The sequence below is a fragment of the Mesorhizobium sp. WSM4841 genome (assembly GCF_055811515.1).
Genome location: NZ_JBVVQC010000057.1, coordinates 1 through 19,472, shown reverse-complemented (window position 1 = coordinate 19,472; position 19,472 = coordinate 1). Strand labels below are relative to the sequence as shown.

Below are 19,472 nucleotides of genomic sequence, written 5' to 3'. Positions count from 1 at the left end.
CGATATCCTCACCGGTGGAACGGGAAACGACAGCTTCGTCTTCGCCGCCGGCCATGGCCACGACACCATCACCGACTTCGACCTTTCTGGCGATGATCTCCTGGAGATTTCAGGATACCAAAACTACAGCGAACTCCGGCAGGTCGGGAGCGACACGCTGGTCGTCTTCTCCGCCAGTGACATGCTTTCACTAAACGGTGTCCTCGTTGCAAGTATCTCGAACAGCGATTTTCTCTTCGTGTAGAGCGGCATCTCCCTACGCGATGTCAAAAGACAGTCGCTGACGTGCGGTCTCTTCGCGCAATTGCCCTTCGTCGTTGCCTTGACCTCTTTTGCTTTATTTGCCCGTTTCGGTCTCGATTACGACAAGGCGGTCGGTACCGGACTCCGCGCCCCATACCTCGCCGGAGCGCCCGTTGAGCTGACGCACGTTGGCGTTGTCGCGGTCGGACGGGAAGCTCGCGAAGGTCTGCGTTTCCGGGTCGAAGCGGACGATGGCGTTAGCGCTGAAATCGGTGAGCCAGACCTTGTCGTTTTCATCGACATAGACGGCATAGGCCTGGGGCTCGTCTCCGGGCAGCTTCCAGCTGCGCCAATCATTCGCTGCCGGATCGAAGACGCTAACCTGGCCGGCATTCCATTCGCTGACCCAGATGCGGCCTTTGGAATCCGACCAGACGCGGCGGGCGCCCTGAGCCGCGGTCGGCGGGTCGATCGGGGAAGCCTCGCCGGTCGAAAGATCGATCCGGGCGATGTGGCTGCCGGCGAGCGAGGCGTAATAGACCTCGCCGGACGGTGTGGTCGTGATCCCGTAGGGGCCGCGACCACGCGGCGCGTTCCAAACTTCGACCATGCCGCTCGCCGGATCGAGCCTGCCGTAAATGCCCTCCTGCCCAGTGAACCACAGCCTCCCGTCCTTGTCGAAGGAACCGGTATTGAGGTTCGCGTAGCCGTGCCCTTCGGGGAGCGGAAAGGCCTTCACCGCTTCCGTCTCAGGATCGACGCGCACGATGGCGTTGAGGCCGCCGTCGGTCACCCAGGCGGCGCCGTCGGGACCAACGATCACCCCGTGCGGCGCCGAGCCGTCGCCAAGGGTGATGTGCTTGACCGCGCCTGTATCAGGATCGAGCCGCCCAAGCGCGCCTTGTCCCTGGGCGGTGTACCATACGGACCCATCCGGCGCCGGAGCGACATCGTGCGGGCCGGCGCCCTCCGGAACGGGATAATAGCGGACCTCCTCCGGGGCGGCACGCGAGGCCACCGAGCAGAGCAGCGCGGCGAACAGCGCCGACGCAATCGTACGAAACATGGCGAACTCCTCACATCGCGAGTTTCAATTTGCACAGCGAGCGGTCCACGATCCTTTTCGCGCCGCTGCGGCGGCCGAGCCGCAGATGCCGAGCTCGCCGTGCCGCTTGCTGATCAAAGTCAGGAGCTAGTGTAGCCCCTGCCCTCGCCCAGGCCTGCAAACCCAGAATCGTTGATAGGCGGTAGCGTCGTGGGAAAACGTGCATACGACGACGGATCGCGGCCAAAGCCAGACCTGGCGTGCGGAAGCCGTCAGCTTTGCCGCAAAAGTGCACGCGCCAACTCTTGCCATTCCTCATCAAGCGTCAAGGTCGACGGCGCGGCGTCGCAGCGACGATACCAATATTCCGCATTCGATTGATCGCCTTCCTTGCGATGCAGGTAGGCATGCACGCGCATACCCGCCGTATCGTCGCGCACCTGTGCGCGCTCGTGCGCCTTCTCCCATTCACCCTTTGCATCCCACCACAGCGCCTGCAGGGCAGGACTCAAGCCGGCGGGCGGCTGTGATTTCGCGATCGAATCTCTGAAGGCTTGCAGATCCATTTTCCACCGACGTGATGTACATGGGCGGCCGATAATAGTCCCGGATTCCCCAACAGCAAAGTCGCACCGCGCGCAGCAAAGAGGCGGTGCCCTGGTGCGTGCCATCGTCCAGTCTCGGGCGACAGTCGACGCAGTCTGCACGGCAGTGAGCGGTGTCTCGTTACCGACGAAGACGCACAGTGTCCGGTGCGGCGACCTACGACGCCGACGTAAAGGACTTTACCGAGCGATCCGAGCACGACCGGCACCACTTCCGGTTCATTATCTTCCCGGAGGATGGCGTAGAGATGCCCGAGCACACGGGAAAGGCATCATTGAACGATCAAACGCGAGTACCCAAGAGCAACAGACTCTAATGCGGTGCGATTGAGAATCGTCAGCGAGCCGTGGTCGTATTGGGTCAGATACCGCCGTTCCCATTCTCTCAGGCAACGATTCACCTTCGCTCGAGACGCCGGGATCATTGCCGCGAGGTCGGTCTGCGAAATGTGGATGCTCAGAGCTCCATTCACGGTAGCCGTGCTGTGCGGGATCTCAGTCAATCGCAAGAGCGTGCTCGCCAATCGAATGGATAGGGCATTGGACGCACTGTGGATCACTCGCTCTTGCGCGTCGTGCGTTGCTTGGCATAAGTACGGGATCACCTTCAGTGCGAGATCTGGGTGCTTGTCGAAGACACTAGCCATGAAAGCTGCTTCGATTTGGAGCAAGTCGCTGTCCACGACTGACGCAGCGTTCATGTTACTGTGTCGCGCGATGAACAATCTAGTCAAGTCGAAAGTGTCACCGGGACCAAGATCGGAAAAGATGAATTCTCGGCCGTCTGAGAGGGGAACACTAAGACGAACTTTTCCGTGAATTATGTAGTAAATATAACGCGGTATGTCCCCAAGGTGAGTTAAGACTTTATTCTTTGGAACCCTCCTCAGGATGGCTGCTTTCGCCATTTCACTAAGAGTATCTTGCCCAAATTGCCGAAATAAGCGTATTTTGTTCAGCTGTTTGACCCGAACCTCAGCGCCATTTTCTGCCATGGCTCCCTCTCCCTCCCTGATAGGGTAAGCGCTCCAGCCCCCAAAAGCATTGCCTTGACCACCTCGTTGAACGAGTCCGACCTCCAGTCCGTTCTCGCGCAAAACGCGTCAAGGCAGAAAATATTAGCACATTAGGATACGATAAAATAGCGACTCGTCTGTGCCCAGGGTAACAGCGACATGTCTCTGAGACATTTAAATCAAATCTAACCGACTGGAAGCCGTTGGGATAACCCCCTCCTTATGGGATGGCGTGTGCCATGACCCAAAGAGGAGAAGGGATGCAACAGGATTCGGGGGGTCGTCTCATGCGGCATGCACGAACCGAGGCGTCGCGTGCGCTCTGGAAGCGAAGCGTAGAGCCGCTACGGCTTCCTGTGGGAGCAGTTTGCGTGTTTCTCGCAACTGCTGATTTCCTCCTTGGACAGACAATACTTCTTGCGTCAATTGAGCTCTACCATAGGGCCTTCGGCGTGAGGCCGCCAGATATCTGGGATTCGATCTGCCTAAGTGTTACCGCCGGTCTGTTGCTGGTCGCATTCATGACCGCCAGGGGCGCCTACACGGTTAGTGGCATCCTGGACGATCACTGCAGGATCAAAACACTCTTCAGCGGCTGGCTGTTTGTTTTCTTTTCAATTCTCTGGCTCGCCTTTCTCACGAAGACGACGTCGACGTTCTCGCGCGGCTCCTTGACGCTGGCGTTTGCGGTCGGATTCCCAATCCTGCTGCCTGGCCACGCGGTTCTAGCGCGTGGGCTGAAACGGCTTCTGGCGGCTGAGAGACTCGTGTTGCGCACAGTTTATCTGTTTTACTCTGGCGTTCCTGGAAAGGAACAGGGGATAATCGGCAAGCTCAGGCAACAGGGCATCGCGGTTTGTGGTGTTTCGAATATCGAGAACGATGATGGCACGACCGCAGCACGATCGGTGCATGCCGCCGTCGCAGCTGCACAGGCTGCATTCCGTAGTGGCTCGTATGGGACAGTTTATCTCTTTTGCTCTTGGGACCAGCGGAAGTTGATCGAACGCATCCTGGAGGAAATGTCCCGCCTCCCCCTGCCGATCTATCTTTTCGCCGACGCCTATATAGATAGAATTCTGGCTGGATGCCCGCTGCACACCGGCTGGCAGCGGGCCTTCGAAGTCCAGCGTGTGCCTTTGAGGCCTGCCGAACGCCTGCTGAAGCGGTTGTTCGACATTGCTGTTGCATCCCTGCTCCTACTGTTCCTGTGTCCGTTGATGGCCTTGGCCGCATGTGCCATAGCGCTCGAGAGCGGTCGCCCTGTGCTGTTCCGGCAGATGCGACGAGGTTTTGGTGGTAAGCCGTTCAATATTTACAAATTCCGATCGATGACGGTGCAGGAGAACGGTACACAAATTCGCCAGGCTCAGCGTAATGATGCGCGGGTTACCCGACTTGGCCGAATATTGCGCCGGTCAAACATCGACGAGCTGCCGCAATTATTCAACGTGCTTCGGGGGGAAATGTCCCTGGTTGGGCCCCGACCTCACGCCGTCGCTCATGACGATACCTATAGTGTGATCATTGCGAGCTATGCTTATCGCCATCATGTAAAACCCGGTTTGACAGGCTGGGCTCAGATCAATGGCTTTCGAGGGGAAACGAAGGAGCTCTGGAGGATGGAAAAACGCGTTGAGCATGACCTCTGGTATATAAAATCCTGGAGCATGCTTCTCGATCTTAAGATAATTTGGAAAACTGCTTTACTGGTGTTTTCGGATCGCAATGTCTATTGATGTATAGCAGCTTCTCATTGAGCTAAATGGATGTATGTATTTCCATCTTCCGACTGATTGACCGGATAATTTTGATTCTGATGCTTCGGGCGATCCCGCCGCCAGCGAGTACATCGAGCCTCACAATCGGGTTCGCGCCGGTTCAGTCGCCGGACAGTAGCGCATCTCGCAGGCTAAATTTAGCTCAATGCGAAAATCAACGCGACGCGGGGAGATGGTCGGAGCAACGCATGACGGAATCTCAGCAAAAAGCCGGGGGCAGTCGGATCTTGCCATTCCACGGTTCAGGACGGACCACGGGCTCATTGCGGCGAACGGAAAGCAGGCTTGCTGGCGGCGCAGCCGCCTTCAACAAGAGAAATTGTGCAGTCCTATGAGCTTCCGCTCGACGGCATCCGGCCCTTGATTTCCTCTAGAATGTTGGTTGCACGTGCGATGCGGCTGTACCTAGACAGAAAGTCTGCCTTCGCCTGCTGACCAATCTGATCCCGAAGCGCCTTGTTTTCGCGCAGGCGCTGAAGAGCTTTGACCCAGTCGGATGGGTTGTCTGGCGACACCAGAACGCTGTTGACGCTATCCCTCAAAACTTTTCGGATAGCTGACAGGTCCGAGGACACTGTGGGTTAGCCATGCGCCATATATTCGAAGAGCTTGAGCGGCGACATTCCCTCAGCGATATTTCGACCGCCGCCCTGGCCCTCTACATCTCTAAGATAGGGCGCGAGTACAACGTCCATTTCGGTCAAGTAGGCACAAATCGCGGCGTGAGGAACGTAGCCATGAAACACTGGTCTAGTTCTTCGCCTTTGAGCCGCAAGTTCGGAGACCACGGGCTTGGGCAGACGCACCCAAGTCGAACAATAAAAGCGCCCTCCGCCGTGGTGGCTCCGTGGGTTGTGATAGTACCACTCTCCGGTTGCCTCACCAAAATCGAGCGCCCTTTTTCGCGAACTGGGGGCAGGCCCAGCGACAGCTCACGCCGACCTTCACCGGACAGGTTCTGACCACAGCCGTCATCAAAGCCCCAGCCAGCCAGCAATAATGTTGCGCTGTATCTCCGAAGTTCCCGAATAGAGTTTGCTGCCGATGGCATCACGCACGGCACGTTCGACGTCGAATTCGCTCAAGAAACCATAGCCGCCGAAGACCTGGACGACATCGAGCGTAGTGCGGACTAGCGATTCGCTCACAAAGAGCTTCGAAACGGCGGCGTCGAGGGATACGGACTCGGAGCGCTCAAGGCCCCACGCCGCCTTGTAGACGAGGAGTCGGGCCGCCTCCACCTGCATCTTCATGTCGGCAATCTTATGGGCGACCGCCTGGTGCTTGGAGATTGCCTGGCCGGACTGACGTCGGGTGCGCGTATAGGCCACTGCCTTTTCCAGAAGCCGCTCCATGGTGCCTACATGACTGGCGAATAGGCACGCCCGCTCCCAGTCCATGCTATGAGCAAACAGCCTGGAGCCGCCGCCTACTCCACCGAGAACAGCGTCCTTCGAAACAAATACGTCCTCGAAGACAAGCTCCCCGATCGGAGACGTCCGCAGTCCCATTTTTTCGAACTTTTGCGCGACCAGATAGCCGGGCAGCGCGCGGTCCACGAGGAAGCTCGTGATGCCGCCGAAATACCCCTTGGCGCGGTCAGTGACAGCAAAGACGACGGCAACATCTGCCACCGGCCCGTTGCTCACGAAGGTCTTCGTGCCGTTGATTAGAAAGCCGTCGCCATGAGGCTCCGCCCGGGTTTGCATCGCAAATGCATCGGAGCCCGACTCCGGTTCGCTCATCGCATTGGCTGCGATCAAAGTGCCATCACAGAGCCCCGGAAGATATCGATTCTTCTGCTCTTCAGTGCCGAATTTCCAAATCGGCACCACGCAGGCCAGAAGGTGGGCGCAGATCGAGAAGACCAAGCCGGAATCCTCGCAGCCGTAGCCAAGCGCGTCGATTGCAATGGCCGTGGACAGGGAATCGAGACCGGGTCCCCCGTAGGCTTGGGGGATTGGCAGGCCGGTCAGGCCCATCTGCGCGCAAGCCCCCCACAACTCGCGCTGGAATACTTGGTCTCGGTCGCGCTGCCTGACATCTTTATTGAGCTTATCTTGCGCGAAGCGAAGGATCTGGCCGCGCAGGATACGCTGCTCCTCGTTCAGCGCGAAATCCACTACTCTATCCTCATCAGATGCTGGTAGTCGATTTTATCTGTCGATGTCTTGGGAAGTAACTGCTGATGCGAGAACCAGTCCGGGGCCATGTAGGCCGGCAAGTTGTGGGCGCAGAACCGCTTCAGCTCGATGAGCGACAGCGCATGGCCGTCGCGCGAGGCATAGAACACCTTTATGGAGACGCCCGACTCTTCCGAGCGAGCGATCGCCGCCACCTCGGAGATCGCTGGATGGCGATAGAGCGCCGTCTCGATCTCGCCGAGTTCGATCCGATATCCCCGTCTCTTCACCATCCGGTCGCGTCGACCGCGGAAGGTGTAGACTCCGCCATCGCCTTCGATCACTACATCGCCGGTACGGTACCAGCGACCGCTTGAATCGACATGAAAAGCGGCGCTTGTTCGCTCAGGCATGTTCCAATAGCCCAGCATCACGGGCGCACCGCTGATTGCGAGCTCGCCTTCCTGGCCTCGCGGCACGTTGCGACCATTCGCATCGATCACGCGTGCCTTAACATGCGAGCAGGCGCGCCCGATCGGAAACGGCGCCGAGCGGTCTTCGGCGATCGTCTGCGGGATTTCGTAGTAGGTACAGACGTTGGTTTCGGTTGGGCCATAGAGATTCAGGTAGCGTGCGCGTGGGACCACGGCCTTTAGCCTGCGCAGATGCTTGACCGGAAAAACCTCGCCGGCAAATAGAATGAACCGAAGAGCGTGGTCGTCGCGAGCATCAAGGCCGCCGTGCTCGACCAGAAGCGTGAGTACGGAGGGCGTGGAATACCAGACGGTCAACCGCCGCTCGGCGATAACCGACGCCATCCGGGTCGGATTCTTGCCGAGCTCCTCACCGATGAGGAATACGGTCGCGCCGTGCTTCAGCGGTACGAAGATGTCGAGGATAGACAGGTCGAAGTGGAAAGGCGCATGGGAGGAGAAGCGGTCATTCTCGTCAGGGGCGAGGATCTCGGAGCACCAATCCACGTAGCTCGAGCCATTACGATGCGTCAGCATCACGCCCTTCGGCTGGCCGGTCGAGCCCGAAGTGTAAAGCACGTAAGCGAGGTTGTCCGGCCCCGGCCGCGCCGATTCGTCCTCCATCGCCAAGCCGCCGGCCTCTACGCGAGCCAGGTACGTCGCGAGCGGCGAGGGACCGTCGGACCAGTCGAGCGGTAAGAGACAAGGTTCCGCAGCCAAGCGCGCCAACTCACAGCGCAAAGTTTCGGCTCGGGAAGCCTCCACGAAAATCGCGCGCACGCCGCAGTCGGTAAATATGAACGCGTTACGCGCAGGCGGTGCCAGAGAGTCGACCGGCACATAGGCCGCGCCCACCTTCAAGATGCCGAACAGAACAGCGAGCGAGGCGATCGACTTTGGAAGGCAAATGCCGACGCGGTCCGCCGGCCGGACGCCGATCCGACGCAGATGGTCGCGGACTTGGTCCGACAGCGCGTCGAGCTCGCCGTAGGTGATCTGCCGCCCAGAGCTCGCCTCGACAGCGGCGCACATCTGGGGATACCGCCTCGCGCTCTGTTCCAGGTACTCGTGCAAGATAGCGACCGGCATGACGGGCTCTACGTGCACGCCTGCTTCGATTGCACGAAATTGGCAATATGGGCGATGGAGTTCAGGTTCTCCGGCACGAGTTCGTCGGGGGCGATTTCGATGCCGCAGGACTTTTCCAGGTAGGCAACGAGCTTGAGCGTCGCCAGCGAGTCGAGAATGCCGCCAGTTATCAGCTCCGTTGAATCCGTCAGATTCTCCGGCCTTTCACCAGGCAGGAATTCCTTCAATATGAAATCCCTGGCCATCGTCCTGATCTGGATCGCGTTCATTGTTCCTCCTTGTGCGGAGCAACTGCAAGGTTCAGGGGAATTAGATCCCGGTGTTGCTGCAGCACCTCGTAAAGCTTGTCGGCGATGAGCCGATGGCCAGCGGCGTTTGGGTGATCGTCCCAAGGTGCTACAAGAAGGGTCCGCCAGTCGTGCCCGTCATACACGTTGGAAAGATCGAGAACGTTGAATCCAGCCTCGGCAGCGAGGCGCCTCTCCAGCTCGGGACTGGTCCTCTCGTCTGGTCTGGGTAGATAGATCCAAAAAACCCCGACACCTTCTCGCTTCGCAGCTTCCACGATTCGAGAATAGATTGCACGCAGAAGTCTCTCTCCGTAGGGCGTGAGCTTTCTTTGAAGCACCTCGCGGTCGGCGCTGGGATCGATCCCGCTCTCGCGTACAATGTCGCTCACGAAGTCGTAGCGATATGCGGAGCCATTCTGGATTGCTGTCGCGAGACGCTTTAGCATTCGTGGAATAAGCGCGGTGTGCTCGAAGTAAAAAATGTACTTTGGTTTGAATGCGAGCACCCGATCCTCGGTGATGGCCAGAACGTCCAGGGGAACATAGCCCCCGACGGCGAAGTTCAGCACCTCGTAATCTCGATACCCGCTGTCGGCCGCCTGCTCATTCAGCCGCCGCTCCAACAGGCCCTCGAAAATCTCTTCATCCGCGACGCCCTCGCCGAAGACGTGCGAAGAGCCGACGGTTGCAATTCGTAGGGTGCCGGGAGCAGGAATCTTTTCGTAGTCCTGATCTCGCATGCCCCAGCGGTTGATATGGACCCGCTTTCCCTTATAGTCTGCTTGGGAGAGTGGACGCAGATAGACCGTGGGAAGCGCACCCGTAAACTCACTCAGCGGCGTCTTGTGTAAATTGCCCCATCCCTCGTCTCGTCGTTGGCCGTAGACAATCCACAGTTCTGGGTTAAAAGCGCTGACATTGACGAGGTTCTCGTAGTAGCCGCGCTCCAGGTTCTCGTTGTCGCGGCTATTGAGGTTCGGCGCTCTAATGTCGGCCATTGCGGTACTCACAGTCTCGCCGAGGCGATCGCGAAACCCGGGGAGCGAGATGCAAACCGCGATCAACCCGCAGACACCGACCGACGCAACCGACCGCCGAAAACTGTATTGGCGGTCGGCGGCGCCGCGCGCGAGCGCAAGCGCAGGAATGCCAATGATAGCTGCTACCGTGAGCAGCACGAGGGCGGGCGTTGTTTTGTCAGGGCCTTCCACACCCACGGTTTCGAAGACCGAGAACCATTGCGGGACCGAGCTCGCGCTCCAAAACGACCAAAGGAGCGAGATGACGACGAACACGCCGATGGTCCGGCCAGCAGTTTGCAGCGCACCGTTCCAGCTTAGTGCCCCGCCACGCAGGCGCCGCGTGCGACCGTGCCGCATTTCATAGTGGGCGTTGATCGTCACAAGCACGGCCAGGATCATCCAGAAGAGGAAGTCGTTCCAGGTGAATACCCAGGTGCCACGTAACCAGAACCACTGATAGTTGTGCAGCAGCCAAGTCGCGAGGAACGCCAGGAGGGTCGCGCTGACCAGCGCTACGCTCTCTCCCCAGCGTCGAAAACGAAAATACAATGGATAGTATACAATTTTCATTATGAAGTCCTTCCAGTATATATTTATTCGACGCCAGAAATCTGTGAAACTTGAGGAAAGAAAGTACAGATTGTGGGTTTCTGGAAGGTTGAATCCAAATAAATGCAAAATACCGGTGATTATGTGAAAAGTTCCTGAAACCTTCAGATAAAGTAAAAATGGCCATATGATAAATTGCAAGAGCTCAATCTGATTGTGTACGTCCGCAGCATCGATCACAAACCGCTGGTACACGATACGGTAGCATATTAAGTGGATAGCGCCGCGAAACATCCACTGAACACCTGTTTGATAGATAGAATGCCGGTCAGCATTGTAGTAGCTGCTACGGAAAGTTCTAAAATCTACGACCGGAAAGAGCGGGAAGCACACGTTCGGCAACATGAAAAAATACGCGAGACGTTCCGAAACCGTCGCCATCCTCTGGTCACGCCGCATTTCGTACGCATAGACAATGAGGCGGAACATGAACATGGAAGCGAGCACGGGCCAGACGGCGCGCGTCCACGGGGTCGCAATCCAGTCCATTCGTGCGGCGGCGAGCCCGCAGCCGGCGCCAACCAGCGCCAGCACTCTCCATCCAAAAGCGATCGGTAGGTGGACGATTCCGATCAGTACGAGCCCAATGGCGACGATCCAGGCGGCATCGATGAGGCCCTCAAATCTCCAGTGGTGCCAGTTAGGCCCAAGGTTCGCGAAAACTGCGGCGATAGCCGCGAACGAGAGCAGCACGAAAAACGGCAGCCGGTAACGCCGTGGCAGGAAGTAGTGCACGCACCAGCCGGCGAGGGCAACGAGCAGGACGCGGACAAGCGCAGTAGTCTCGAGCCTGAGGAGATAGACCAGCGCAATGAAGAGGGCCAACTCGCCGGCTATGGCGAACCAAGCCAGGATGCTTCTCGACTCAGTCCCCGTAGGATCCGCCGACCAGGGAAGAGACAATGTCTTGATCGAATGCACGCTCGCGCGCCTCAACCAGCTGCCGGCGGACATCGACAAGAAGTAGCTTTGGGGCACGCGAAAGATCCGCAAGCTGCTGGTCCCCCCTCCCATGGCTCCCATCCCTGACGGGTGAAGCGCCCGGTCCTTGGAGCGTTGCCTTGACTTCTTTGAACGAGTCCGGTTCCGCGCAAACGCAGAAGTACATAAGTGTATCAGAGAAAAATCGCTCCGCTGTGCCCGGGGTAACAGCGACCCGTCTCTAAGACGCTTAAATCCAACAAGCTAAATCTGACCGATTGGAAGCCGATTCCGAATGGGATCGATCTGCCCCGCAATCCGCGCCGCGAGCCGAACGCCGATGGCAGCCGACGCTCTATCTGTGTTGTCCCTTAAAGCGTTGCCTCCACTACTTTTTGAACGAGTCCGGTTCCGATCCGATTTCGTTAAAACGCGATAAGGCAGAAGTATTGGTACAAGGTATACCACAAAATAATCACTCCGCTGTGCCCGGGGTAACAGCGGCAGTTCTCTGAGACGTTTAAATCCAACAAGTTAGATCTGATCGACTGGAAGCCGTTGGAATGACCCTCCTTACGGACTGCAAGTGCCATGGCCCAAGAAGGACACTTAGGATTCGGGGTTCATCTCCATACGGCATGCACCCACCGGGGGCGTGGCATGTCACTCCAATGCAGTAGCACCGATATCGGGACACATGGACCAAAAGCGCGGCTGGGCGTGGGAACGCACCCAACGGATAAATTCAGCGCGATCGGTGCGGCGATATGAAAGTACAGGATGCGGAAGGCAAGATTGACGTGGGGCGTCGACTGCGTATCGCTCATGTCATCACCCGTCTCATCAATGGCGGTGCTGATGAGAATACTGTCCATTCCTGCAATTGGGCCGCGCAAGGGGGGCATGATGTTGCCCTGCTACATGGCGAGACGGTCCTGCCGGAAATCATAGCTAAAGTGGACCCGCGGGTGGAACTCATTGGCGTCCCGGGCCTGACTCGGTCCATTTCGCCTGTCTCCGACATGCGGGCATTGTTGGCGCTCACCCGGAGATTCCGCGCCTTGAATGCCGACATCGTGCATACGCACACCAGCAAGGCAGGCATTCTCGGGCGGCTCGCCGCATGGGCGGCGGGAGTTCCAGCGATCGTTCATGGCGTGCATATCGTGCCTTTTGTCAATGTCGGCGTCGCCGAGCGGTTTACTTATCTCGCCTTGGAAAAGCTGGCAGCGCCAGTCACCAGTGCGTTCATCAGTGTGAGCGAGGGCATCCGCGACTTATGCTTGAGCGCGGGAGTGGGACATCCAGACAAACATTATGTCGTCCATTCCGGATTCGATCTCGATCGTTTTCGCAACGCCGGTCCGCCCGACGGTTGGCGCGATTTGTTGCGCTTGACCCCGGACGCGCCGCGCCCGTCCGTGCTCTTGATGATCGCGGCTTTCGAGCCACGCAAGCGACACACGGAATTTCTGGACGCTTTCAACAAAGTCGCCGTCCGGTTACCCGACGCGGTGCTTGTGCTCGCGGGCGACGGGCCGCTTCGCTCGACCGTGGAATCGCGGGCCAAGCAGCTTGGGCTCGAGCGACAAGTGGTCTTTACCGGTTATCGGGACGACCCCGAGCGGCTGATCGCGCTTGCGGACCTCTGCCTGCTCTGTTCCATGCGGGAGGGATTGCCCCGCGTGGTCATGCAATATCTCGCCGGTGGCAAGCCCTGCGTCGCTTGCGATCTGCCAGGTCTTCGCGAAGTGCTCCGCCCTGGTATCAACGGTGTGATTACACCCGCGGATGATTTGGCAGCGATGGCCGACGCCATTGCCGCCCTCCTGGAGGATCGTGCAAGACTGGCCTGCCTCGCCCAAGGTGCCGCCGCGGCGACGGATCTTTCGAACTGGGACGTCAAGCTGATGGGCAAGCGGACCGATGCCATTTACCGCGAGGCTCTTGACCAGCATCGGGCAAGCACGGGAGTATCAACAACACGTCCTATCCGAAATGTGGCGCTTCCGCGATGAACGGGTGCTGCCTATGCGTTTGACGGTGATCGGGCAGCTTGCCGGTGGTTAGCGGTGCAAATTTTGCCGATTTCGGGGATGAGGTGGAGTGCGTCGATCTGGACGACAAGGGGATCGATGCGCTGAAAGGCAGTGAGATGCCAAAGAGGTATCTTCTTTTTTGCGCATGGGACGGGGTTGTAAATTTGGTGGCCGCCTTGGCTCCAGGAACGCTATCCGGCGGATTGATATGATTGAAGCAGAAGTTGCCTCCGCTTATCCGACGAAGACCCCGCGAGCCGAAGCTCTTCCCAGCATACGTGTTCTGCTCGTGCTCCCAACCTATTTTCCTGAGTCATATGGCGGCGGCGAACAACAGGCGCGGCGATTTGCTCGGGCGCTGGTTGAAAGCGGCGTTTCCGCAACCATTTTGGCACCCAGACTGTCGCACTCGACCCCGAAACGGTCCGCCATCGACGGGGTGCCTATCCATCGCCTTCGTTTGCGCGCGGCTCCGTATTTGGGCGGGCGGCATATGCTGTCGTTCCTGTCGTGGTGTGTCCAGGTTTTGATCTGGATGCTGCGCCGTCGCGACGAATTCGATGTCGTACATATCATCCATGCCCGACTTCACGCTGTTCCGGCGGCATTGGCAGGAGCCCTCCTGCGCAAACCGGTTCTCGCAAAATTGGCCCGGGGCGGACGGTGTTTCGATCTCGACGTTGTGCGCGAAAAGAAGATCATCGGTCGCTGGGCGTCCGCCTTGATTAAACGTCACGTCACGGCCTTCATCGCCAATAGCCGCCAAATCGCTGGTGATCTGAAGAGACATGGCATCGGCGCGGATCGCATTCATATGATTCCGAATGGGATCGATCTGCCCCGCAAGCCGCGCCGCGAGCCGAGCGCCGATGGCAGCCAACGCTTTATCTGCCTTGGCCGTCTCGATCCGGAAAAATGCGTCGAGCACATGATCGATGCGTTCGCGGCACTTCCCGCCGACGCAAAGGCGCAACTCACCATCCTGGGCGATGGCCAGTGCCGCGCCCCTCTCGAGGAACAGGCGGCCCGGTTGGGCCTTTCCGGCAAGGTCACATTCGCCGGGGCGGTCGAAGATGTGTTTCCCTTTCTGTGGGAGGCTGATTTCTATCTTTCCACCTCGGCGTCGGAAGGCATGTCAAACGCCCTGCTCGAGGCCATGAGCTGCGGCGTGGTCCCAATCATCACCGATGTCAGCGGTGCGTCCGACATTGTGGAACATGAGCGCAGCGGCTTTCTGGCCCGCTCGCATGCCGAGTTTTCCGGGCTTCTTCGTCGCGCGCTCGGCCTATCGGAAGCCGAGCGCTATGAGATGGCGCAGCACGCAGTACAGACAATCGCCGCGCGGTTCAGCATGGAGAGCGTCGCCCTGCTCCAAATGGAGCTATACTCCACTCTCATGCGGCAGCATGTGACGTCTGAGAGCAACATGCTCGGTACAAAGAGGAGATTCGTCTGGTAGCTGCTTTTGCCAGGCGAGGATCTAATGCACAGACGCTCATATTTGGCCAGTGGACGGAAAGCAGAAAGGGCGGTTTACTCCGTCCTAGTGCGGCGTCGCTTGAATGTTGCCGGTGGCGAGCTGGTCGAGGCGGTTCCCGGCAGAAATGCAGTCAAGCAGAGGCTCTTCGTACGGAAGGGGGATGTATTGGCGACAACCTTCATCAAGCTGGAATGGCGGGGTCATCGATGGCGCCAACAGGATTATGTTCATGGCTGAATCAGCAAACGACGGCGGAGACGCTACCGGTGACCCAAACGGCGCATCGTGCATGGCAAACACTGAGGACAGCAACTCGACAACTAAACCGCGCAAACTGACAGAGCGCATGCTGAAGGGCGCTGCTTGGTCCGGCGTAACCTCGATCGCGCGCCTGGGACTGAAATTCATTTCGGTTGCGATATTGGCGCGGCTGCTTTCGCCGCGGGATTACGGCGTCGTCGGCGGCGCAGTCATCGCCGTGGAGCTTGCGGCGATGCTCTATGGTTTGGGCCTGGCCCAGGCGCTCATCCAGCGCAAGGTCGTCGAGCGAGATCACATAGCAACTGCGCTCGGTGTCTCTCTTACTCTATCTTGCGTGATCGGTGCCGCCTTGTGGCTCGCAGCGCCGTTTGTCGCAGCGTTGATGCGTATCGAAGCTCTAACCGATGTCGTGAAACTGCTCGCATTCACGACTCCGCTGGGTGCCTTCAACTTGATCTGCGAGGCGCTCCTTGTGCGCAACATGAGGATAAGGGCGGTTTCTCTCCGCCCGCTCTTCAGCTTCTCCGTAGCGGTCTTCGTCGTTGCTGTTCCCATGGCGTTCGCCGGATTCGGCTATTGGTCGCTCGTCGCCATGCAGATTGCAGAAGTGTCTGTTGGTGCGCTTGCCTTCGGAGTTGCTGCTCGCAAGCTTCTCGTGCTGCCCGGCTTTTCAGCTCGAGCGTTTCGCGAATTGTGGCCGATGAGCCTTGGGTTCTCGCTCACGCAGCCCTTCGGATACCTGGTGAACAATACCCCCAAGTTTCTTATCGCACGGCTCATGGGCGCCGAGGCGCTCGGTCTTTTCACGCGCGCGGCTTTCCTCAGCGAGAATGCAGGGCATCTCTTCAACGGCATCGTCCGAATTGTTGCATTTCCTGCCATGGCTCAGCTTCAGAATGACCGAGAACGCCTGCGCAGCGGATACTTGAAGGGCCTATCTTTAACGGCACTGGCCACCATCCCGACCAGTGCATTTTCTATCGTTTTCGCGCAAGAGCTTGTCGACATTATGCTTGGTCCACGATGGGACGAGGCCGTCTTGCCCTTTGCCCTTCTTGCGACCAGCCTATATTTTCGGCTTGGTAACAGGGTTAGTTACGCAGTCCTCCAGGCGCTGGGGCAGCCCTATCGCATCATCAAGAATAACTGCGCTGTCGTTGCTATACTCGCACTCGGCATCCTGACGACTTCCGATCATGGCCTCGCCAGCATTTGCACGGTGGTGCTACTGGCTTTCGGCGCTGCTTTTGTGATCACCGTCCGACTCGTCTCCAGAGTTATGGAAATGAGTATCGGTGCTATTCTTAGGACTCACGTTATGCCAATGTCTCTCGCCTTGGTGGTTGTTGCCATCGGCGTAGGTACAAAGGCTATGCTTGTTGGGCAGTCGAGCATTGTCATTGTCGCAATCAGCGCTCTTGCTGTTGTTAACTCAGTGCTCGCGCTACTCTACTTCTTGCCAGAGAAAACTTTGGTGTGGTTTGATGTAGAAGGAGTTCGAACGCTGCCGTCGCTAAGGTTTGCTTTTCGCCAGTTGGCTCGTTATTACATGTGATCGGGACTAATATGAGACCTCGTGTTCTTCTTATAACGCGTCTTCATACGCAAAATGCGGGCAATGAGGGACTCTCTACAGAGTTCATACGGTACGTAACATCCCGTTTTCCTGCTGCGGATGTTCGAGCTATTGATCGTTACCCACGCTTTTTCGAACAATTTGATCTGAGGGGCATCGGTGGAGGTTCGATCAAGGAGTTTGACGCACTAGCTCACGCGCTGACATTGCGCTTTCGCAGGGAGGACGCGCCTTTGCCAGCGAAAGCTGAGTTAAATTTGGTCAAGCTTGACGAGACGGGAAAGGAGCTTCGTGGTCCCTTCCGAAGAGTAAAGCATAAGCTGGCATTGCGTAGGAAATTGGCCGGCATGGGACTAATCGAGAGATCAGTTCCTATAACCGCTGTGACAGCTTGTTGTACTTCTGATTTAGTCGTTTGGAATCCCGCAGGGGAAATTTGTCCAACCGGCGATCCTCATCAAGTGATGCGGTTGCTTCTGTTGCTTCGAATCGCTCAGTTAAGCGGAAAGAAGACTGTCGCAATCAACCACAGCCTCGAGATCGGGAACAATGCTCTCGGTGCCTTGATTGCTCACGTATACAAGAACCTGTGCTATTTGAGCGTGCGCGACGCAAAATCGGTTGAAGTTGCGATAGATCTTGGCGTGCGCAATTCGATTATTCATGAGGCACCGGATATGGTGTTTCTGGCCTCACAGATATCGGTGCCGGAGGCTGCAAGCGCCATACCCCGCGGGGCGATCGGGCTTGCAGTTAATGGCTTGGGGGCTATGCAGGGCGTGGATGAATGGGCGCGTCTGGCAGAAGGTCTGAATAAGGCCGGGCGTCCCATCGTTCTTGTGTCGAATGCAATCCATCGCGATTTGGCTTTCGCCAGACGCTTGAGTCGGATGATCGATAAATCCACGGTCATCAACTACCAGCCTCGATATCAGCAGCTTCGGTCCATATACCGAAAATGCGATGCCGTCATCAGCAGCCGCCTGCATGCTTCGATTTTGGCGCTTTGCGAGGGTGTCCCGGTCGTTAGCATCGAACCGTCGGTCTTCAAACTATCAGCGATCTTTCGCCAATTGGATTATCCGCTCGAAACTGAAAGATTGCAGCAGGCTGGTTGGTCTGATCGGGTCCTTGCCAAGCTAGCACGGTGCCTATCGGAGGAGCGATCTTCGATTTCATCGGCTGGTGCAAACGCAATTTCCCAACAGCTGAGACGGATAGAAGTGGCGTACGCACCGTTGTTTGCGCTTGCATAGGTTGGGCGCGTGTCCACCTGTTGTCGGGCACCTATGCAGGTGATCGGCGAGAAGACCTGAGTAAGCGCTCTTTTGCCTCGGCGCCGGCGTCTTGAAGTTGGATCGGAGCTGGTGTCAGCCCGCGAGTTTATTGTCGAGACGCGAGGTGGCCAGAGGTTGACGAACTTGGTGAGTACGTCGGCGAGGTAGGCTCGTGGATCGCCGCCTTCCAATTTCCAGGTTTCGATCAGCGACGCGATGCGGGCTCTCCGATACAATCCGCAGCTTCGCTCCAATCGACCAACGGCGACGGCATCCAGTCTCGACCTCCAGCCGCCCAGCATGCTCACTTTGCGTTCTCTAAACTCAGCTCGGCGATGCCAACAACGCTGTGCTTGCCGCCGTCGGCTACAACTTCAGCCTCCTGCTCAACTGGCTGAGGCTTTTGTGTGCCTTCCTCCTGGCGCTGTTCGCCACCCCCGCAGCGCCGCCGATCCAGCCACGAACAGCCTAATCACCGCTCTGGACGATCCAACCGGCGGACGCCCATTTGCCAGCCCCGTCTTTCCGGCCCTGATCGCAACCGCCGTCAGCGAAATCGACGTTCTTCACAGCCGACTACTTAAGGCGTTGCGCAAGGTCGTTTCCAATCCTGTGTGACAGGAAAAACCAAGTTAGAAAACACCTTTGAGGCGGTCACGCAGTGACTAGCACCAGTCTTTCCGAATAGCCTCGTTCGCGGGATCGGGAGACTTTTTACCGATGACATCGCGCAGTCGGGCACAGGTCGGCTCTGTAATCGGAACAATATTCATCTTACTGTAAGCGAGTTGCAGCTCTGGTTTGTCAGGGTCTGAGTCGCGCGTGAGACATAAGCTTTTCCGTTGGCCTATTATTGTCATAGTACTTTGCCGATGTGGTGATCACGGATTCAAGCGCGTTGTATATTCAACATCGATCTTCGTCCTCTAATATTGAATTGGTCTTATACTTGGTGATACCAAAATCTGCTGATCAACCTAAGCGGGGCGACGCAGTAAGATCACGGTCGACGAATAGGGTCGAAAGAGCCAGAAGTATCTATGATAGCGAGCCTTGAAACGCTCAAAGTCAGCAAGAAGGAGATACGGAAAACTTAGAACATGCCGGGTAAGCAGCCGGATCAGCTCCGGTAATGTATGCTGGCTCAGAAGATCGTCCAGATAGGTGCTGTCCGAAACGACGGCCTCTTGCAGGCAGGTGAAATCAGGAAAGAGGCGACGGATTTCGTCGGGGGCTGGCCGGTAGAGCGTATCGATGGGGTCGAGGTGATAGGGGTAGCTGTACGGGCCGGTGACCAGCAGGAGACCCTCAGGCTCCACGATACTGGCGCAGGCATCGGCAAATGCGCCCGGATCAACCAGATGCTCGAGCAGGTTGCAGCACATGACGAGCCTGGGATGGAGCGCCCTCAGTTGCTCCTGGAAGGCCAGATCCAGTACATCTCCAACCAAGTCCACTCCCTCCTCTTCCTTCATATCGATATTGAGGATACGTACCCCGCGCTCGCGAAGCGGCCGAAACACGAGTAGGTCGACGTGGGGCTGTTCCACCGTCCGGAAGTGGGCGGTCGAGGAGCCGATATTCAGGCAGGGATTCATTGCTTCGCTCGGAAGCGAAGCCAA

Annotated in this window: 13 protein-coding genes and 3 pseudogenes; 7 read left to right on the top strand and 9 right to left on the bottom strand. The window is 57.7% G+C overall.

From position 1 onward, the window contains the following. Positions 1 to 244: pseudogene (locus tag AC0L14_RS33685) on the top strand (hemolysin); the annotation flags it as partial. Between the two features lie 93 nt (positions 245 to 337). On the opposite strand, the gene AC0L14_RS33680 reads toward AC0L14_RS33685, so the two are convergent. From AC0L14_RS33680 to AC0L14_RS33670, 3 genes are all read right to left on the bottom strand, one after another. Further along, positions 338 to 1,309 carry a Vgb family protein gene (locus AC0L14_RS33680; protein WP_473638966.1) on the bottom strand — a complete coding sequence of 324 codons (972 nt, stop codon included), beginning with the start codon at positions 1,307 to 1,309 and terminating at the stop codon, positions 338 to 340. 251 nt (positions 1,310 to 1,560) lie between these two features. Then, on the bottom strand, positions 1,561 to 1,854 hold the full coding sequence (locus AC0L14_RS33675; RefSeq protein ID WP_473752105.1) for a hypothetical protein: 294 nt from the start codon (positions 1,852 to 1,854) through the stop codon (positions 1,561 to 1,563). Positions 1,855 to 2,165: 311 nt separating this feature from the next. Then, complete coding sequence (locus AC0L14_RS33670; RefSeq protein WP_473752103.1) at positions 2,166 to 2,888, bottom strand: Crp/Fnr family transcriptional regulator; 723 nt, start codon at positions 2,886 to 2,888, stop codon at positions 2,166 to 2,168. Positions 2,889 to 3,280: 392 nt separating this feature from the next. Between AC0L14_RS33670 and AC0L14_RS33665 the strand changes: the two genes are divergently transcribed. Beyond that, a complete protein-coding gene (locus AC0L14_RS33665; RefSeq protein WP_473752102.1) occupies positions 3,281 to 4,648 on the top strand; it encodes an exopolysaccharide biosynthesis polyprenyl glycosylphosphotransferase in 1,368 nt (455 codons plus the stop codon). A 1,016-nt stretch (positions 4,649 to 5,664) separates the two neighbouring features. Here AC0L14_RS33665 and AC0L14_RS33660 read toward each other — a convergent pair. The 4 genes from AC0L14_RS33660 to AC0L14_RS33645 are packed head-to-tail and all read right to left on the bottom strand — an operon-like array spanning position 5,665 to position 11,217. Then, positions 5,665 to 6,813 (bottom strand): acyl-CoA dehydrogenase family protein, encoded by a 1,149-nt coding sequence (locus tag AC0L14_RS33660; protein WP_473752101.1) that lies wholly within the window; start codon positions 6,811 to 6,813, stop codon positions 5,665 to 5,667. Then, positions 6,813 to 8,375, bottom strand: a complete 1,563-nt coding sequence (locus AC0L14_RS33655; RefSeq protein ID WP_473752100.1) for an amino acid adenylation domain-containing protein — start codon at positions 8,373 to 8,375, stop codon at positions 6,813 to 6,815. Before AC0L14_RS33655 ends, AC0L14_RS33660 begins: the two co-directional genes overlap by 1 nt. A gap of 8 nt (positions 8,376 to 8,383) precedes the next feature. Next, positions 8,384 to 8,644: an acyl carrier protein gene (locus AC0L14_RS33650; RefSeq protein WP_473752098.1), complete on the bottom strand. Its 261-nt coding sequence runs from the start codon at positions 8,642 to 8,644 to the stop codon at positions 8,384 to 8,386. Further along, positions 8,641 to 11,217 carry an SGNH/GDSL hydrolase family protein gene (locus AC0L14_RS33645; protein WP_473752097.1) on the bottom strand — a complete coding sequence of 859 codons (2,577 nt, stop codon included), beginning with the start codon at positions 11,215 to 11,217 and terminating at the stop codon, positions 8,641 to 8,643. Before AC0L14_RS33645 ends, AC0L14_RS33650 begins: the two co-directional genes overlap by 4 nt. 767 nt (positions 11,218 to 11,984) lie before the next feature. Between AC0L14_RS33645 and AC0L14_RS33640 the strand changes: the two genes are divergently transcribed. The 4 genes from AC0L14_RS33640 (at position 11,985) to AC0L14_RS33625 (ending at position 17,829) form a co-directional block, all read left to right on the top strand. Beyond that, positions 11,985 to 13,235, top strand: a complete 1,251-nt coding sequence (locus tag AC0L14_RS33640) for a glycosyltransferase (RefSeq protein WP_287288041.1) — start codon at positions 11,985 to 11,987, stop codon at positions 13,233 to 13,235. 229 nt (positions 13,236 to 13,464) lie between these two features. Further along, positions 13,465 to 14,715: a glycosyltransferase gene (locus AC0L14_RS33635; RefSeq protein ID WP_473752096.1), complete on the top strand. Its 1,251-nt coding sequence runs from the start codon at positions 13,465 to 13,467 to the stop codon at positions 14,713 to 14,715. A 250-nt stretch (positions 14,716 to 14,965) separates the two neighbouring features. Further along, a complete protein-coding gene (locus AC0L14_RS33630) occupies positions 14,966 to 16,552 on the top strand; it encodes a lipopolysaccharide biosynthesis protein (protein WP_473752095.1) in 1,587 nt (528 codons plus the stop codon). Between the two features lie 11 nt (positions 16,553 to 16,563). Continuing rightward, positions 16,564 to 17,829, top strand: a complete 1,266-nt coding sequence (locus tag AC0L14_RS33625) for a polysaccharide pyruvyl transferase family protein (protein ID WP_473752094.1) — start codon at positions 16,564 to 16,566, stop codon at positions 17,827 to 17,829. A gap of 146 nt (positions 17,830 to 17,975) precedes the next feature. Here AC0L14_RS33625 and AC0L14_RS33620 read toward each other — a convergent pair. Then, positions 17,976 to 18,074 (bottom strand): annotated as a pseudogene (locus tag AC0L14_RS33620) (transposase domain-containing protein); the annotation flags it as partial. Positions 18,075 to 18,175: 101 nt separating this feature from the next. Between AC0L14_RS33620 and AC0L14_RS33615 the strand changes: the two are divergent. Continuing rightward, positions 18,176 to 18,322, top strand: a pseudogene (locus AC0L14_RS33615) (IS5/IS1182 family transposase); the annotation flags it as partial. 505 nt (positions 18,323 to 18,827) lie between these two features. Here the strand turns inward: AC0L14_RS33615 and AC0L14_RS33610 are convergent. Beyond that, the coding region (locus tag AC0L14_RS33610; RefSeq protein WP_473752093.1) for a methyltransferase domain-containing protein at positions 18,828 to 19,472 on the bottom strand (645 nt) is incomplete at its 5' end.

What these genes read in the sequence shown, in the direction of transcription:
- AC0L14_RS33670 (WP_473752103.1), bottom strand. Translation starts at nt 2,888, where the DNA reads ATGGCAGAAAATGGCGCTGAGGTTCGGGTCAAACAGCTGAACAAAATA.
- AC0L14_RS33650 (WP_473752098.1), bottom strand. Translation starts at nt 8,644, where the DNA reads ATGAACGCGATCCAGATCAGGACGATGGCCAGGGATTTCATATTGAAG.
- AC0L14_RS33655 (WP_473752100.1), bottom strand. Translation starts at nt 8,375, where the DNA reads ATGCCGGTCGCTATCTTGCACGAGTACCTGGAACAGAGCGCGAGGCGG.
- AC0L14_RS33640 (WP_287288041.1), top strand. Translation starts at nt 11,985, where the DNA reads ATGAAAGTACAGGATGCGGAAGGCAAGATTGACGTGGGGCGTCGACTG.
- AC0L14_RS33635 (WP_473752096.1), top strand. Translation starts at nt 13,465, where the DNA reads ATGATTGAAGCAGAAGTTGCCTCCGCTTATCCGACGAAGACCCCGCGA.
- AC0L14_RS33625 (WP_473752094.1), top strand. Translation starts at nt 16,564, where the DNA reads ATGAGACCTCGTGTTCTTCTTATAACGCGTCTTCATACGCAAAATGCG.
- AC0L14_RS33675 (WP_473752105.1), bottom strand. Translation starts at nt 1,854, where the DNA reads ATGGATCTGCAAGCCTTCAGAGATTCGATCGCGAAATCACAGCCGCCC.
- AC0L14_RS33680 (WP_473638966.1), bottom strand. Translation starts at nt 1,309, where the DNA reads ATGTTTCGTACGATTGCGTCGGCGCTGTTCGCCGCGCTGCTCTGCTCG.
- AC0L14_RS33630 (WP_473752095.1), top strand. Translation starts at nt 14,966, where the DNA reads ATGGCTGAATCAGCAAACGACGGCGGAGACGCTACCGGTGACCCAAAC.